The following is a 15073-nucleotide window of genomic DNA, read 5'->3' as shown; positions in this document are numbered from 1 at the left end:
AGTACGTGGCCGAGAGCGAGTGGGGCTCGAGGCGCTATCTGGACGTGACTCTGCTGGAGGGGTAGCCGCACCGGACGGCGGGCTTATGAGGCTGTCGGAAAAGTGCGCAAGATTCTTGACGGTACCCATTTTGCTTTTTTCAACTTTTTTCTGAAAAACGCACTCAAGAGCCATCTCCCGAACGGGTACGGAGCGAAAGGGGCAGAGAGGACAAGCCCTTAACTCCCGTCCTCTACTCCACGCGGGAAGGAGGTGAACTCTATGGAGCTATCTTCGGCAAACCCGAATTCGCGCCAATCTTCTTTCAGCAGAGAAAGCCAAACGCAAAAAAGCCCCGAACCATGCCGCAGAAAGCCTTTGGCACGATTCGGGGCTTAAGGAGTTCTCTCAGCGAAAGCTACTCCGCAGTCTCCTCGGAAGCTTCGGCCTCTTCGACGGCCTCGGAATCCGCTGCGACCTCGGCCGTCTCGACCTCGGTCGCCTCCGCAGCCTCGGCCTCCTCGGCGACGACAGCGTCGTTCTCCCCGCCGACGATCACCTTCACCGTGGTCTTGATCTCGCGATAGAGCGAGATGGCCACTTCGTGCTCGCCCGCCGTCTTGATGGCATGGCCGAGCTCGACGCGGCGCTTGTCCACCTCGACGCCCGTGGCCTCCTTGATGGAGTCGGCGATCATCTGGGCGGTGACGGAGCCGAACAGCTGGCCCTCGTCACCCACCTGAGCGATCACCTTGATAGCGGCGCCATCGAGAGCGGCCTTCGTCGCGTTGGCATCGGCGATGCGCTTCTCTTCGCGCTTGGCGATGTTGTGCTTGCGTTCCTCGAGCTGCTTCAGGTTGCCCTTCGTGGCAAGAATGGCGATCCTTTCCGGCAGCAGGTAGTTGTTGGCAAAACCGGGGGCCACGTCCACGACGTCGCCCTCACCGCCCTTGCCCTTCAGTTCTTGGAGCAGGATGACTTTCATGGTTCCTCCTTGCGCCTAGCGGTTGCGGCGGTCGCCACGGCCGCTGATGGCGGGAACCGCGTAGGGCATCAAAGCCATCTCGCGAGCGCGCTTCACGGCGTTCGCGATGTCGCGCTGGTGCTGAGTGCAGGCACCCGTCACGCGACGCGGCTTGATCTTCCCGCGGTCGGTCACGTACTTGCGCAGCATCTGGGTATCTTTGTAGTCGACGTACTGCACATCCTCTTTGCAGAACTGGCAGTACTTGCGACGCGGCTGCTTCGCGTAATCGGACATTTCAAACCTCTTTCGTATCGCTAAAACGGGATGTCTTCGTCATAGACCGAAGAAGAGGCGTCGACTACCGGTGCGGGTGCGGGCGCGTACGCAGGAGCCGCCGGGGCCGGGGCAGAGTAGCCGCCCCCCATGCCGCCACCGTACGACGACGAGTCGCCGCGGCTCGACATGAACTCCAGCTCGTCCACGATGACCTCGATCTTGCTGCGCTTCTGCCCTTCGCGCTCCCACTGGCTCCAGCGGAGCTTGCCCTCGATGGACACCTTGGTGCCCTTGTTGAGGTAGCGGGACAGCGCCTCGGCGCGGGCGCCGAACATCGTGCAGTCGATGAAGTTCGGGTAGTCCTCCCACTCGCCGGTCTGCTGGTTCTTGCGGCGGTCGTTCACCGCCACGCCGAAGCCGAGCACCGGCATGCCGCCCGCCGTGGAGCGCAGCTCGGGGTCGCGCGTCAGGTTCCCGCTGATAATCACTCGGTTGATGCTCATGTAGCCCACCTCTTCTCATGCCGAACCCAGGCATGCGCCCAGGTCCCAAACGTCTCCTTAGTCGCGATCCGTGCGCTTGACGATCATATGGCGCACCACCGTGTCGGTAATGCGCAGGATACGATCGAGCTCGGCGACGTCAGCGGGATCGGCATGGAAATCGACGAGGGTGTAGTCACCATCGGTCAGACCGTTGATCTCGTAAGCGAGTTTGCGCTTGCCCCAGTTGTCGACGTTGTCAACCGTGCCCTTGGCGTCGGAGATCGTCGTCTCGATGCGCTTCATGACAGCGGTGCGGGTTTCCTCGTCGGTAGACGGAGCGACAAAAAACAGCAGTTCGTAAGCCTTCATCAGCTCACCTCCTTTGGACTTGACGGCCCCGGGCTGGTGAAGGCAAACACCGGGGCAGGATTAGCCTGACTATTCTAGCAAAAAAGCGCAGGTCGAAGCAGCCCAACCCAATCGAACGCCTTTTTTCACCGTTTCGTCACACTCCATTGCCCAGCGCGAACGGCATCCGCCCTCGCCGCTTCCGACGGACCCGCATGCAGCGCAGCGCTCCTCGCGGTTGGTTGCGCAGGAATGCGAGCACCGAACGAGTCCGTCGGAGTTTGCCTCTGCCCAGCTGACGTGCCGAACATCGTGGAACCATCATAGCAACCGATTCTTGCAGGGGCATGGCGTGCGTCCAACGCAGAAACGCGTCGTTCTTCCGTGATTCCAACATGCTTCTCACACAGGGAAAGCGCATATCCCTCCTCTTCGAACACACTTCCAACGCGCCTCTTGCGCGACCCTCGCACATGTCCAACGCCGATCCGTCGTGAAAGAGGATGCCACCAACTAACGTGTCCGAAAACTCTCCCGCCTCTTCGACAGCGTTCGACATTCTCCCGTCCCATCTGGCAAAGCACTCTCCCGATCAGGCACGCACCGTCCAAAAGGCTCATCTCCCCCATTCGCTGCGTTTCCATGGCCGACACGGACACGACAACCAGCGACCGATGCGCGCGCATACAAAAAAGCGCCGCAACCCGAAAGCTGCGGCGCTTGAACATCGTACGGGAGGAATGTTCGCTACTCCCCTGGCTCGCCCTCGGACTCTTCCCCGTCAAGGTACTTCGCATCGATCTCGTCGTCGCTATAGGAATCGGCCTTCTGCAGAGCGATCATAAAGTTCGGCGCTTCGCCGATGTAGGCAGGCTCCGTTTCAAACGTCACCGCACCGTCTTCGCCGACTTCGTACAGGTAGCCCACGGCGTAACCGTGATCGCCGCCCGGCACACCGCCCTCGGCGATGAGCGCGTCTTTCTCGCCGTCGTCCACCTCGATGTAGCCGTCATAGCACAACGCGTACGCCTCGGCACCGCGCGCGTGCTCCACCGTGTGCCGCGCGAAGTTGAAGCATTCGTCGGCCGATTCCCCCGGATGGCTTTCCATGAACAGGTTTTCCTTCACCACGAGCGCCGTGAAAGGCACCACGTCCTCGCCATGCTCCATCTTCTCTTTGGCTTCTTCCAACGTGAAGAGCAGCACCTTCTCAAGCGTTTCGGGAATCTCCGGCACCTCGACGTCGGAGCTTTCCACCATGCGATCGGCCATTGCCTTATCCTTTCATCGGAGCGCCCGAATGCGCGGGGCATTTTCGTTCCCGACCAGTGTAGAGCCTGAGCAGGTGGCAAACGGCGAAGCGTTTGGGTTATTCGGCGTATCTTCAAAAATGCGCAGGGTCTGGCCGTCGCAACGTCGAAGGGAACCGTCTAGAGCAGCCAAGGGGAAGCGCACGACGCACGGGGGCGGCGGACGAAGGGCACATCGAAAAGAGTTAATCTGAAAGCGCGTCACGTAAAAGCCCGAAAAATGACTCAAGAGCGAAAGGGCATCTCGTCAGAGGTGGGAAACGCAAAGACGGAGCCGAATGTTTCACGTGAAACATTCAGTTGGGGAGAGCAGGTCAAAAAACGCTCCAACACGGGAAAAGCCAGGATGCAGAAATGCCACAACATCCGCGTATCATCGTCGCTTCGCAAAGGAACCAGCAACCATCAACGAACACTGCGCAGAGGTCGCACCAAGGCACAAAAAGAAAGCCCCGATGTTTCACGTGAAACATCGGGGAGGAAAAGCGGCCAGACAGCTTAATTGGGCGGCGATCATGGGCGTACCCCTGCAGAAATCGCGCCTCGCAAGCATGTGCGCGTCGACGGATTCGATAAGACCCTGGCGTCTCGCCGCAAAGAGCCTTACTGAACCCGAACGTCGGCGCGCCGATAAAACCACGTGCTCGCAAAACTCGCATACGGACGGGGCGCTTTCGCATTCCGCACTTGACAAAGTTTCAAACGTGCAAGCAGCACACCCTCATGAGGCTCCCGGCCACGTTCGGCTAGCGGCAGCGGCACTCGTGCGCTTTGCGCCCTTTCTTCTTGCCGTTGATGCCCTTGTCCTTCAGCGAGAGAATGATCTTCTCGGTCAGCGCGTTAAGCTGGGCGATCTCCTCATCCGACAGGCAGGAGAGGATATCGTCAGCCGTCTTGTCGTTCGCGGCCACGCGCTTCTCGGCAACGGCGCGTCCCTCGTCGGTCAGCTTCACCGCGTACGTGCGCTTCTCGTTGACGTCCTCGATGGTCACATAGCCGTTGCGGGCGGCCTTCTTCACGATGTCCTTGAGGTCGCCGCGGTTCAAGCCGAGGATGCACACAAGTTCACGCTGGGTGATCCCATCGTGCTCCACCAGCGCGTTGAGCAGCGCGCCCTGCCCGCGCTTGAAGCTTTTCGGACCGTTCTTGCGAAACGCAAGGCGAACGAGCTTGCTGGCTTTCTTCAGTTGGGCAAGGGTCTTGGTCGATTCGTTCATACTGGATTCCTTCTCTCATGCATCGCTTCGTACGAACACCACTATACGCCTTGCCAGTATAATGCAACCTATTATTCAAAATAATTCATTGATTAATTATTTTACCTGGTAAAACAATATATTTATATTATTCATGAATAAGTATAGTAAGGAGGGGATCAATCATGGCCATCCGTATAGCGGGTGGTTTGCAGCCTCTTGCCCCTGCGGCGCGGAGAGCAGGCTAAAGCCACGAAGCAACAAGCCTTGTGTTTCACGTGAAACACAAGGGCACCTCACTCGGCTCCTTCGCACCTGAACCGGTCGGGCGCTCGGCGGCAACCTCGGCGAAGGCGGGACTGTTTTCCATCCAATCCGGACAAACGCGAATCGGAGGCTGCGTGGGGAGAACTCCACACGACAGTCGAATACCGCCAGTGAACAACCAGAGCAGACCCCCGCTTTGCGTCCTACAACCCTCCAATCCCATGATCGAACCCAGGATACGAAAAAAGCGCCGAGGCTGTGAGCCGTAGGCGCTTTCGATCAACTGGCGGAAGGGCAGGGATTCGAACCCTGGTCACCGGGGTTACCGGTGAAACGGTTTTCGAGACCGCCGCATTCAACCGCTCTGCCACCCTTCCGTAGGGGCGATGCCGAGCCTGTCGTTCAGTGGCGGAGAGATGGGGATTCGAACCCCAGATACGCTTTTGGCGTATACACGATTTCCAATCGTGCTCCTTCGGCCAGCTCGGACATCTCTCCGCGTCTCCGACAGGCGCACAGTCCCATCCGACCATGCAGCAGCTATATAGTATACAACAGCTCATACGCGCTCACAAGCGAGAAATACTCCTCTCTCGCATCCTCTCCACGAGACACCCCTTGGCCCGAAGTTGAATCAACCCCCGAAAGCGGACCCATCGCCGATGCCGACGCCGCCTCGCGCCGAACGCGCAAAGGCACCTCGAACAGCTCGCTCATCACCTCGTCCGTGATGAGCTCGCGTTTCGTTCCGTCGGCGTGTATCCGGCCATCTTTGAGCAGCACGACGCGGTCGATTTCGGGGATGATGTCCTCGGGGTAATGAGTGACCAGCACGATGCCCTTTCCTGCGCGGGCCAACGAGCGCATGCTCGAACGCACGTAATACATGCCTTCGGGGTCGAGCCCCGTGCAGGGCTCGTCGAACACGAGCATGCGCGGATCGTGCACAAGGGCGCGAGCGATGAGCACGCGGCGAGCCTGACCGGTGGACAGCGTCATGATGTCGCGTTCGGCCAAACCAGCGATGCCGATCAGAGACATGGAAGCCAGCGCCCGCTCGCGTGCCCCGTCTGCGTCCTGTGCGCGGGCCGGGACGCCGAGCGAACCGTACAGCCCTCCCGCGACCACGTCCACCGCACGAAGGTGCACGGCTATCTGATCCTGCATCGACGAGGAAACCACGCCCACGCATGCCTTCACTTGGGAAAGCATGGCGCGAGGATTTCCCTGGAAACGCACAGGCGGCTCGTCTCGATGCAACGGAAGCACCTCACGTGTGACGAGCTTGACGAACGTCGATTTACCGGAACCGTTCGGCCCCAGCAAAGCAACGCTCTCCCCTTCGGCAAGCGAGAAAGAGCCGACCTCGAGAATCGGCTTTCCCGCGCGCACCACCGTAGCGTCGCGCAACTGCAAAAAAGGAGGTGCTTCCCTGTTTGTATCCACCGATCATCCTTTCCATGAAAAAGCGGGGAACCGCCGGTTCCCCGCCCAATGCCTCTCGCGTGCAGCGAGCATTTCGTTTTCGCGTCTGTTACTCGGACAACGAACTCGATCCTTCCGCTCCCTCGGCAGGCTGTCCTTCGCCGTTCGCGGCGTTGTCAGCCGACGCGCCCGCATCTTCTGCGTTGTCGGACGATTCGCCAGTGGATTCACCGGCATCAGTGCCATCGGCAGCACCATCGGCGGCATCGGCCGCGGCATCGGCATTCTCGCCGGACTCGTTCGAAGCGTCAGAACCTTCGTCCGATCCATCTTCGGCAGCGGCATCGTCAGAGGTCTGGTATTTCGACATGTCGACCGCGTAGGGCAATCCTTCCGGCATGGGGTTGATCACCACGTCGGAGCTCTCCTTGTACTCTTCAAGCCACTGCTGGTACGCCTCGTTTTGCTTCTGGGACTTCAGGGAGGACTTGATGGAATCCACCCAGTCAGACGGAATCTGATCGAGGCTCGTCACTTCCTCAGGCGCGGTGAACACGTCGGTGCACTTGATGATGTGGATGCCGTACGTGCTCGTCACCAAACCGCTCATCTGGTCTTTCTCAAGCCCATCGAGAGCCGTTTGATATTCCTCCACGAAGCTGGAAGTCTTGTCCCAGCCCACGTCGCCGCCATCCGAAGCACTGCCGTCTTTGGAGTATTCTTTGGCCGCTTCGGCGAAGTCGAGCTCGCCGGCGTTCAGCTTGTCGAGCACCTCCCGTGCCGTGGCCTCGTCCCCCGAATCGAACAGGATATGGGAAGAGCGCTTCGCACCGTCGTACGTGGTGGCGTACATCTGCGCGTACTGCAGCAGGTCCTCTTCGGAAGGCTCCTCGTCGGAAGCGAACGACTCCAAAAGCCCCCGGTTCTTCAACTGCAGTTCGATTTCGGAACGATATTCGTCCTCGGTCATACCGGCCTGAGTGAGCGCTTCCTGCCACTTCTCGTCGGTGTCGTAGTTCTGCTTCATCTGATCGACGTATCCATCGACCTCGGTGCTGTCAACCGTGATGCCGCGCTCATCGGCACCCTTCTTGATAAGCTCGCGCTGAACGTAGGAGTTGACCACTTCCTCACGCACGGATTCGGGCGTGTAGCCGTTCTGTGCAAGCCAGTTGCCCCACGAATCCTCATCGGTCACGCCCATTTGGGAGCGGATGCTCTCGATGTACTTGGTCACCGTGTCCTCGGAAATGGGCACGTCGCCAACCGTAGCCGCCACAGCCCCGCTATCGCCCGACGCCTGATCGCCGCTTGTGCAGGCAGCGAGGCTCCAGACGCATGCAGCCGACAACCCAACGGCGCACACGGCTTTCATGATGTGAGACTTTTTCATATGACCCTTCCCTCGATCATGCGCCGCCCGCGAACCACCATCTGCGCAACCTGCGGATCGTCGCACGTGTGTTACTTGCGCCGTATTTTCGCACACGCGTGAAATGGGGTTGTCTCGATGCGCAATATATCCACTTTCGATTCATAGACCGAACTTCGGAATTGCCCTGGCGCCGCCTCCCGCCTCCGGAGGCCACGCTGGCAACCCACCTTGAAGCCAGCACCCCTCCCCGCTGCGAACACGTGCGCATCGTCAGCGAAAGAGGGGTGCGGGAGTTTCAGGTCTTATAAGGCGGCGCTATTTCTTGGCGGCCTTCTTGCGCTCGGTGGCCGACAGGATGCGCTTACGCAAACGGACGCTCTTCGGGGTGATCTCCACCAATTCGTCGTCCTCGATGTACTCAAGCGCCTCTTCGAGCGTGAACGTCTGCGGCGGCGTGAGTTGGATGGCCTTGTCGGCGCCCGAGGAACGCTGGTTGCCCAGCTGCTTCGACTTGGCGATGTTCACCACCATGTCGCCTTCCTTGGCGCTTTCACCCACGATCATGCCCTCGTAGCAGTCTTCGCCGGGGCCCACGAACAGCCTGCCGCGCTCCTGCAGCGTGTCAAGCGCGTACGCGACGCTCTTCTCGGTGGACATCGAGATCATCGAGCCGTTCTTGCGGCCGGCGAAATCGCCGCGATATGCGCCGTACTCGCTGAAGTGGTGGAACATCGTGGCCTCGCCGCGCGTGGCGTTCAAGAGGCGCGTGCGCAGACCCATCGTGCCGCGCGTGGGAATCTTGAACACGAGATGCGTCTGGTCGCCGCGCTGGAACATGTCGGCCATCTCGCCGCCCGCGCCGCCGAACACCTCGATGGCCTTGCCCGCGTACTCGCTCGGCACGTCCACTGTGGCCTCCTCAATGGGCTCGAGCTTGCGCCCCTGCTCGTCGGTCTTGATGAGCACGCGCGGACGGCCCACCTGGAACTCGAAGCCCTCGCGGCGCATCGTCTCCATCAGCACCGACAGGTGCAGCACGCCGCGTCCGGCCACCTCGATGCCCGACTTGTCCTCCAATTCCTCGATGCGCATGGATATGTTGCTTTCCTTCTCGCGCATGAGGCGTTCTTTGAGCTGACGCGCACCGACGATCTCGCCCTCGCGGCCCACAAGCGGGCTCGTGGACGCCTCGAACACGATGGCCATCGTGGGCTCCTCCACCTGGATGGGGTCGAAGCGCACCGGGTGCTCGCGGCTCGTCACCATGTCGCCGATGTCGGCGTCCTCCACGCCCACCACGGCCACGATGTCGCCCGCGTGAACCTCCTGCTGCTCCTTTTTGCCCAGCGCCTCGAACGTGAACGCCTGCTTGATGTTCGTGTTGTAGCGCGTGCCGTCGTTTTTGATGACGAGCACCGGCTCGCCTTTGTGGATGGTGCCGCTGAACAGCCGACCCACGCCGATGCGCCCCACGAAGCTCGAATGGTCCACCGTGCAGATCTGCAGCGCCACCGGGCCGGCCGGTTCGCAGTCGGGCGCGGGAACCTCTTTGAGGATGGTGTCGAGCAAGGGCAGCATGTTCATGTTGTCGTCCGCAGGATCGAAGCGCGCGTAGCCGTTCATGGCGCTCGTGTAGATGACGGGGAAGTCCAATTGCTCGTCGGAAGCTTCCAGCTCCACCATGAGGTCGAACACCTCGTCCACCACCTCTTCGGGGCGCGAGCCGGGACGGTCGATCTTGTTCACCACCACCACGATGCGCAACCCCAGCTCAAGCGCGTGCTTGAGCACGAAGCGCGTCTGCGGCATGGGGCCCTCGAACGCATCGACGATGAGCAGCGCGCCGTCGGCCATGTTCAGCACGCGCTCCACCTCGCCGCCGAAATCCGCGTGCCCCGGCGTGTCGATGACGTTGATCTTCACGCCGTCGTAGGTGACGGAGATGTTCTTCGACAGGATGGTGATGCCGCGCTCGCGCTCTTGGTCGTTTGAGTCGAGCACGCGCTCTTCCACCTGCTGGTTCTCGCGGAATACGCCGCTGGTGTACAGCAGACGGTCCACGATGGTGGTTTTGCCGTGGTCGACATGCGCGATGATGGCCACGTTGCGGATGTTCTCTTGCTTCACGGTTGCTTCCTATTCCTCGTCGTCCAGTTCTTGGGAAAGCCGGCGCTCCTCCTTGTTGAGCGCCGCGATATGCTCGTCAAGCGTCGCGATGGTGCGCTGGGACGATACCACCTGCACGATCCCCCACACCGCCGCCGTGGTGGCGATGGCGGCCACGATGCCGAGGATGCCGACAGGGCGGCGCCCCGCGAACAGCGCCACAAGCCCGCCGATGGCAGCCATGGCGATGCCGTTGCGGCGCTCGTCGTACACCGCGTCGCGCTGCTTCACCAGCTGCGTGCGCGCGGCGGCGATGCCAGCCAAGCGCGCCTCGAGATCGCTTGCGACGGTGCGCGGACGCGCGTGCGAAGCATCCGAACGCGACCCCGAGCGCGATGAGGTGCGCGATCCGCGGCCCTTCGTCAGATACTCGTAGGCTTCTTGGAGGTTCTTGAATTGCTCGGTCGCACGGTCTTGCAATTTCTTGTTGCCGGCGAAGCGGTCGGGATGCAGTATCTGCGCCGTCTCTTTGTACGCGGCCTTGATATCGTCAGCCGTCGCATCGTTGTCAAGCCCCAAGATGCGCAGCGCTTCCGTTCGGTTCATGGCTCCCCGTGTGTCGTCGATCGTTCCGAATCCGTATACTACCACGTCGCGCAGCGAAGAACCGAGATGCCCCGAAGCGCGACACAGAATGTACGCGCAGGGAGAGTGCGCCGACCGAATGCGACGAGGAGGGACAATGCTCGAAGGCGGCGGCAACACCAGGAGCACTGAGAGCGCCAGAGGCCGAACCATCCGGCTCGCGAGGTGCCTTTCCGCGTCTGCGCGAGGGATGCCTGCCCACAATCCGGATGTTTCACGTGAAACACTCCTTGCGAAAGGGCCCTCAAATACAGGATTTTCACCGCGCCCGCTCGCTTTTTGTCCTATAACCCGCAAATTGTATTTTGACGATGCCCAAAATAAAAAAACAGGCCAAACAATCAATGTTTGACCTGCTGAAATGTTGGTGGAGCATAGGGGGATCGAACCCCTGACCTCAGGCTTGCAAAGCCCGCGCTCTCCCAGCTGAGCTAATGCCCCAACTGCATGGCGGCAAACCGCCCCAGACAGTAATAAACGCTCCACCGGCAAACTCGGCTCACGGTGGAGCGTTTATCGCAAAAAAAAATGGTGGGCCCGAATGGATTTGAACCAGCGACCTCACGCTTATCAGGCGTGCGCTCTAACCAACTGAGCTACGGGCCCAAAAAAAGTGCTCAGCTACCTTACCTCAAATACCTTTGGAAGGTCAAGGTGTTTTTAAAAGAATTATGCCGAGTTTTCAACCTTTCAGCGCTATCTTCTATCGGCAGCTGCGATTGGCAACGGATCGTCATGCCCTTTGCGGTACCTTCGCATGGCGTCCGAGCGGTTGATCGTGATACCCTATGAACGAAACGCATACAAAAAAGGAGGTGCCGTGAACATCAAGCAAATCTCCTATTTCGTTTCAGCAGCACAACTCGGAAGCATGTCGGCTGCAGCGCGTGAGAAGGGCATTTCCACCCAAGCGATGTCGAAAGCCTTGTCGGATTTGAGAAAAGAGCTTCCCGCTCCTTTGTTCGAACGCATACCGCAGGGCATCAAACTCACCGCTTTCGGGAAGCAGTTCCTCGAGAAGGCGAAACCCGTATGCGAGTCCTTCTCTCAGCTGGAAAACATGTCCGACAGCAATCCGAACGACCCGCAGCTCGCCTTGCTCCTTGTCGCTCCCGCGTTCAGCGACAACGAAAGCGCTCGTGAGAAACTAGCCCTGTTCTTCGAAAGGTATTTGCACACGAAAGCACGCGTCGACCTCGGCACCGGGGAAGAGGGAATCGCCGCACTTGCTCGAGGGGAATGCGACGCCATCATCACGATCGGGACGCTCGACGATGGCGAGCACGACTGCTTTATCGCGGGCACCATGCCCGTAGGCGCGTGCATGGCGAACAACCACCCGCTTGCCAACCGCGCTTCGATAGCGCTCGACGAACTCAAGCCTTATCCGGTGCTCGCCTCGAAGACGTTCGACCATTTCAACAATTCGATCGTAGTCACCTATCGTCGCGAAGGATTGCTTGAGAGGGTTATCGAACCCAACGAGGAGGATATGCCTCGATTGTTCTACCAGGAACACGGCGTGTTCCTTATGTTGAACGTGCCTATGCTGGGAGAGATGCTGCCGCACACCACGACGGTACCTTTGGACGAGCGCACCGCAAAGCCCATCCCCTTGTGCCTCGTCACTGAAAAGGATGTGAAAAGCGAGGCGTACCGAAAGCTCGAAAAGCTTCTGAAAAGCGGCATCCGGTAGAAAAGGGCACCGGCGCGACAAACGGATGAGCGCTATAATCGAACGACGAAACAGCCGCAGGGTTTCCGATCAGTCTGCAACGCACCGCTTCTGCGAAAGGGGAGCCGTCATGGTGCCCGTGAATGTACAAACGCTCATCGTTTCCACCGCCCCAGCGCCATCGATCATCGTGTTGCAGCCCGTCGAGGATGTGACGCAAGAAGGGAAGTTCCGCATCGTTCCCATCTGGGTTGGAATGAACGAAGCCACCCAAATGGGAATCGCCTTGGAGTACGCGCGCTTCTCGAGGCCGATGACGCACGATCTGTTCCTCGACGCGCTCACCAACCTCGACGCACGCATCGACCATGTGGTCATCAACGACGTGAAAGGCTCCACGTTCTTCGCGCGGCTCACCTTGCGCCAGCATGATCGGCTCATCGACCTCGACGCACGACCGAGCGACGCGCTGGCTTTGGCCGTGCGGCAGAAAGCGCCCCTTTACATCGAAGAGAGCGTTCTTGAGCGCGCGTCGTTTCCCTACGTGCTCAAGCGGAAAGGGGGCGACCGAATCGACGAGCGGGAACTCACCGAGTTCCGCACGTTCCTCGAGAAGATCGCCCCTGACGATTTCGAGGCGTAGCGGCGCGCGGGCGCGACGAGCGCGGAGCTGCTTGGGCCGGAGTTCTCACCAAAGCTGGCGGGCGACTTCAGAGACGGCGTCCACCACGCCGTCGGCAAGCGCGCCGTCGTCGTCCGCGGCGAGCGCCATGAGCACGGGCACGCTTTGCACGTTCGGCTCTTTCGGCTTCTCAGCCGCGGAGGCCTCCCGCATCGCGAGCGCGCGGCGGCGCCATCCTCCGCGTGCGAACGTGATGAGCAAGAACCCCGCGCGCAGCCATTCGTCCACGCACATGGCCAACCACATGCCCACGATGCCCCATCCCAAGCCGATGCCCAGCAGGTAGCCGCCGCCCACGGCGAACACCCACGATGACAGCACGTTCACCGTCACCGGCGTCTTCACATCGCCCACCGCGATGAGCGCCTTCACCATCACAATGTTGAGCGCGCGGCCCACGCCGAGGAACACCTCCACCAGCATGACCTGCCGCCCCAGTTCGTGTACGAGCGGATCGGCGGTGAACAGGCCGAGCACGGCATCGGAATTCACATAGATCAGAACGGACACGCAGGTGGTCAGCACGATGGCGATGAGGTCGGCCGCCCACACCCTCCGCGCGACGGCGTCGAATTTCCCCGCACCGAACAGATAGCCCAGAACGATCTGCGTGGCCTGGGACAATGCGATGGAGTACAGATAGGCGATGCCCGCGATCATCGAGCAGTACACCTTCACGGTCACCACCGTCGTCCCCAGCACGTTGATGAACGATAGGATGACGATCTGCGCCAGGTCGTAGTTCATCTGCTCGCCAGACGAGGGCACGCCCACACCCAGCATCCGCTTGAGCGTGCTCCAAGGAAACGGCCGCAGGTACGACACGCTCATCCGCACGTCGGTGTTGCGCCTGACGAGCCCGCGCGCGACCAGCAGCCCCACCACGCGCGCCACCACGTTCGCCGCCGCCGCGCCCTCCACGCCGAGAGCGGGCAGCGCCCCCACCCCGCCGATGAGCGCGGCGCTTGCCGCGATGTTGACGGCGTTCATCGCCAAGCTCGCCTTCATCACGTCGCCCGTGCGCGCATGGGCGCGCAGCAGGGCGGTGAACGCGAAGAACACGCCTTGCAGCATCGTCGTCGAGCCCACCACAAGAAGGAACGACGAGGCCATGCCATGCAGGGCGGGATCGATGTTGAGCAGGGAGAAGAACTGCGGCCAGAACGCGAACAGCACCGCGGTCATAAGACCCGCCAACACCGCGTTCACCACAAGCGCTAAGGTAGCTATCTCGGAAACAGAACGCGAGCGGTCAACGCCCGACCCTCCCAGAACGCGGGTTACCAGCACCGTGGACGCCGTCCCCATCGCCGACAATGCGATGGTCACGATGTTGAGTATCTGCAAGGCGTTGCCCACGGCGGCAACCGGCTGCGTGCCGAGGGGCGCGAGCATGAATTGGTTGATATTGCCGATCATGATCTGCATGAACAGCTCGACGAACAACGGCATGCTCAAAGCGAGCACGTCGCTGGGAGCGGTCCTTTCGGCAGGCGTGCGCGCGGCACGCTCCGTGCGGACGGCGCGCACGCGCGCCTGGGCCCCTTGCGCCAAAGCCGCAATGGTCATAGGCTCGATGCCCTCCTTTCCGTCAACGGGTGCAGGGCGTGCAGTATACGGCACGTCAACAGAAGCGTCCCTAGCAGAGCCCTCCTTCACGTTTTTCGCATTCCTGATCGTATAACCCCACGTCAGAAACGAATGTTTCACGTGAAACATCGGGATGCGCCCTGTTGAGGGCGACATGGACGCGGGAGGTGCGCGCCCGTGGGATCGGGAGAGATGTCGAGCGCGCTCGTCGAAAGCGACACAAGCGCGCAAGGGGGAAGGGAGATGGAAGGCGGGATGATGCGGAAAGCGAGGCGTGGGCGAGGGGAACGTCGGACGTGATGAGCGCACTGAAACGAGCGGATGCGGCGAAGATGCGCAACAGGAGAAGGTTTTCCGGGCTTCGGCTTGACGACAGGATGAGTGCGACTGGAAGGCAGATGAATATCGTCAACGTGGATAGCGCTGAGAACGAAGAATCGGGAACGACCCGATGGGATGCGTCTTGCGCAATCCGTTTGGCAAGATGCCATAGGAGACAAACCACGCGGCTTTTTCAGGAATCGCCGATTTCGCAAGGGTGATCCGCACCCATAGTCCGCGCCCGTAGGCACACGCGACGGGGACGCCGAAGAGGCTGTGTTTCACGTGAAACACAACCCGCCACCCCCAACCCTCCAAAGAACGACGGGGCAAGGGAGGGCAGCGAACAGGACCGCGATTCATGTTGAGTGGGTGCAAGCGCGCAGCCGGCATGATCGCCGCCTCTGCACCCGCACCCGTGCAAAG

General features: G+C 60.7%; 13 protein-coding genes and 4 tRNA genes. 2 read left to right on the top strand and 15 right to left on the bottom strand.

The features are described 5' to 3' along the window. Positions 1-397: 397 nt before the first annotated feature. The 14 genes from rplI to C2L80_RS06985 form a co-directional block, all read right to left on the bottom strand. On the bottom strand, positions 398-964 hold the full coding sequence (gene rplI / locus C2L80_RS07050; RefSeq protein ID WP_087197265.1) for a 50S ribosomal protein L9: 567 nt from the start codon (positions 962-964) through the stop codon (positions 398-400). A gap of 15 nt (positions 965-979) precedes the next feature. Next, positions 980-1240 (bottom strand): 30S ribosomal protein S18, encoded by a 261-nt coding sequence (gene rpsR / locus C2L80_RS07045; protein WP_087192382.1) that lies wholly within the window; start codon positions 1238-1240, stop codon positions 980-982. A gap of 20 nt (positions 1241-1260) precedes the next feature. After that, entirely contained in the window at positions 1261-1725 is a 465-nt protein-coding gene (locus tag C2L80_RS07040) for a single-stranded DNA-binding protein (protein ID WP_087197263.1), read from the bottom strand. 57 nt (positions 1726-1782) lie between these two features. Continuing rightward, the gene (rpsF, locus tag C2L80_RS07035) at positions 1783-2076 is read right to left on the bottom strand and encodes a 30S ribosomal protein S6 (protein ID WP_087197261.1); all 294 of its coding nucleotides are present in this window, start codon (positions 2074-2076) and stop codon (positions 1783-1785) included. 726 nt (positions 2077-2802) lie between these two features. Next, complete coding sequence (locus tag C2L80_RS07030; protein WP_087197259.1) at positions 2803-3327, bottom strand: hypothetical protein; 525 nt, start codon at positions 3325-3327, stop codon at positions 2803-2805. A gap of 784 nt (positions 3328-4111) precedes the next feature. After that, positions 4112-4582, bottom strand: coding sequence for a MarR family winged helix-turn-helix transcriptional regulator (locus C2L80_RS07025; RefSeq protein ID WP_087197258.1), 471 nt, complete (start codon positions 4580-4582; stop codon positions 4112-4114). A gap of 530 nt (positions 4583-5112) precedes the next feature. Then, positions 5113-5205: transfer RNA gene (locus C2L80_RS07020), tRNA-Ser, on the bottom strand. A gap of 29 nt (positions 5206-5234) precedes the next feature. Continuing rightward, positions 5235-5326 (bottom strand) — tRNA-Ser (locus tag C2L80_RS07015). Between the two features lie 42 nt (positions 5327-5368). Beyond that, the gene (locus C2L80_RS07010; protein ID WP_103262911.1) at positions 5369-6274 is read right to left on the bottom strand and encodes an ABC transporter ATP-binding protein; all 906 of its coding nucleotides are present in this window, start codon (positions 6272-6274) and stop codon (positions 5369-5371) included. 88 nt (positions 6275-6362) lie between these two features. Next, on the bottom strand, positions 6363-7646 hold the full coding sequence (locus tag C2L80_RS07005; RefSeq protein ID WP_087197254.1) for a peptidylprolyl isomerase: 1284 nt from the start codon (positions 7644-7646) through the stop codon (positions 6363-6365). 297 nt (positions 7647-7943) lie between these two features. Further along, positions 7944-9755: a translational GTPase TypA gene (gene typA / locus C2L80_RS07000; RefSeq protein ID WP_087197253.1), complete on the bottom strand. Its 1812-nt coding sequence runs from the start codon at positions 9753-9755 to the stop codon at positions 7944-7946. A 9-nt stretch (positions 9756-9764) separates the two neighbouring features. Further along, the gene (locus tag C2L80_RS06995) at positions 9765-10340 is read right to left on the bottom strand and encodes a J domain-containing protein (RefSeq protein ID WP_157941032.1); all 576 of its coding nucleotides are present in this window, start codon (positions 10338-10340) and stop codon (positions 9765-9767) included. 404 nt (positions 10341-10744) lie between these two features. Then, positions 10745-10820, bottom strand: a tRNA-Ala gene (locus C2L80_RS06990). Between the two features lie 88 nt (positions 10821-10908). Then, a tRNA-Ile gene (locus tag C2L80_RS06985) sits at positions 10909-10985 on the bottom strand. 214 nt (positions 10986-11199) lie between these two features. Between C2L80_RS06985 and C2L80_RS06980 the strand changes: the two genes are divergently transcribed. Together C2L80_RS06980 and C2L80_RS06975 are read left to right on the top strand one after the other, a co-directional pair. Beyond that, positions 11200-12075: a LysR family transcriptional regulator gene (locus C2L80_RS06980; RefSeq protein ID WP_092200501.1), complete on the top strand. Its 876-nt coding sequence runs from the start codon at positions 11200-11202 to the stop codon at positions 12073-12075. 109 nt (positions 12076-12184) lie between these two features. After that, positions 12185-12697, top strand: a complete 513-nt coding sequence (locus C2L80_RS06975) for a bifunctional nuclease family protein (RefSeq protein WP_092200498.1) — start codon at positions 12185-12187, stop codon at positions 12695-12697. A gap of 45 nt (positions 12698-12742) precedes the next feature. Here C2L80_RS06975 and C2L80_RS06970 read toward each other — a convergent pair whose 3' ends face one another. Further along, positions 12743-14305, bottom strand: a complete 1563-nt coding sequence (locus tag C2L80_RS06970) for an MATE family efflux transporter (protein ID WP_092200495.1) — start codon at positions 14303-14305, stop codon at positions 12743-12745. Positions 14306-15073 lie beyond the last annotated feature (768 nt).

Source organism: Rubneribacter badeniensis (assembly GCF_002899695.1).
Taxonomy (GTDB): Bacteria; Actinomycetota; Coriobacteriia; order Coriobacteriales; family Eggerthellaceae; genus Rubneribacter; species Rubneribacter badeniensis.
This window is presented reverse-complemented; position numbering and strand designations above follow the sequence as displayed.

Coding starts and splice junctions, on each gene's coding strand:
- rplI (WP_087197265.1), bottom strand. CDS start 964: ATGAAAGTCATCCTGCTCCAAGAACTGAAGGGCAAGGGCGGTGAGGGC.
- rpsR (WP_087192382.1), bottom strand. CDS start 1,240: ATGTCCGATTACGCGAAGCAGCCGCGTCGCAAGTACTGCCAGTTCTGC.
- C2L80_RS07040 (WP_087197263.1), bottom strand. CDS start 1,725: ATGAGCATCAACCGAGTGATTATCAGCGGGAACCTGACGCGCGACCCC.
- rpsF (WP_087197261.1), bottom strand. CDS start 2,076: ATGAAGGCTTACGAACTGCTGTTTTTTGTCGCTCCGTCTACCGACGAG.
- C2L80_RS07030 (WP_087197259.1), bottom strand. CDS start 3,327: ATGGCCGATCGCATGGTGGAAAGCTCCGACGTCGAGGTGCCGGAGATT.
- C2L80_RS07025 (WP_087197258.1), bottom strand. CDS start 4,582: ATGAACGAATCGACCAAGACCCTTGCCCAACTGAAGAAAGCCAGCAAG.
- C2L80_RS07005 (WP_087197254.1), bottom strand. CDS start 7,646: ATGAAAAAGTCTCACATCATGAAAGCCGTGTGCGCCGTTGGGTTGTCG.
- C2L80_RS06995 (WP_157941032.1), bottom strand. CDS start 10,340: ATGAACCGAACGGAAGCGCTGCGCATCTTGGGGCTTGACAACGATGCG.
- C2L80_RS06975 (WP_092200498.1), top strand. CDS start 12,185: ATGGTGCCCGTGAATGTACAAACGCTCATCGTTTCCACCGCCCCAGCG.
- C2L80_RS06970 (WP_092200495.1), bottom strand. CDS start 14,305: ATGACCATTGCGGCTTTGGCGCAAGGGGCCCAGGCGCGCGTGCGCGCC.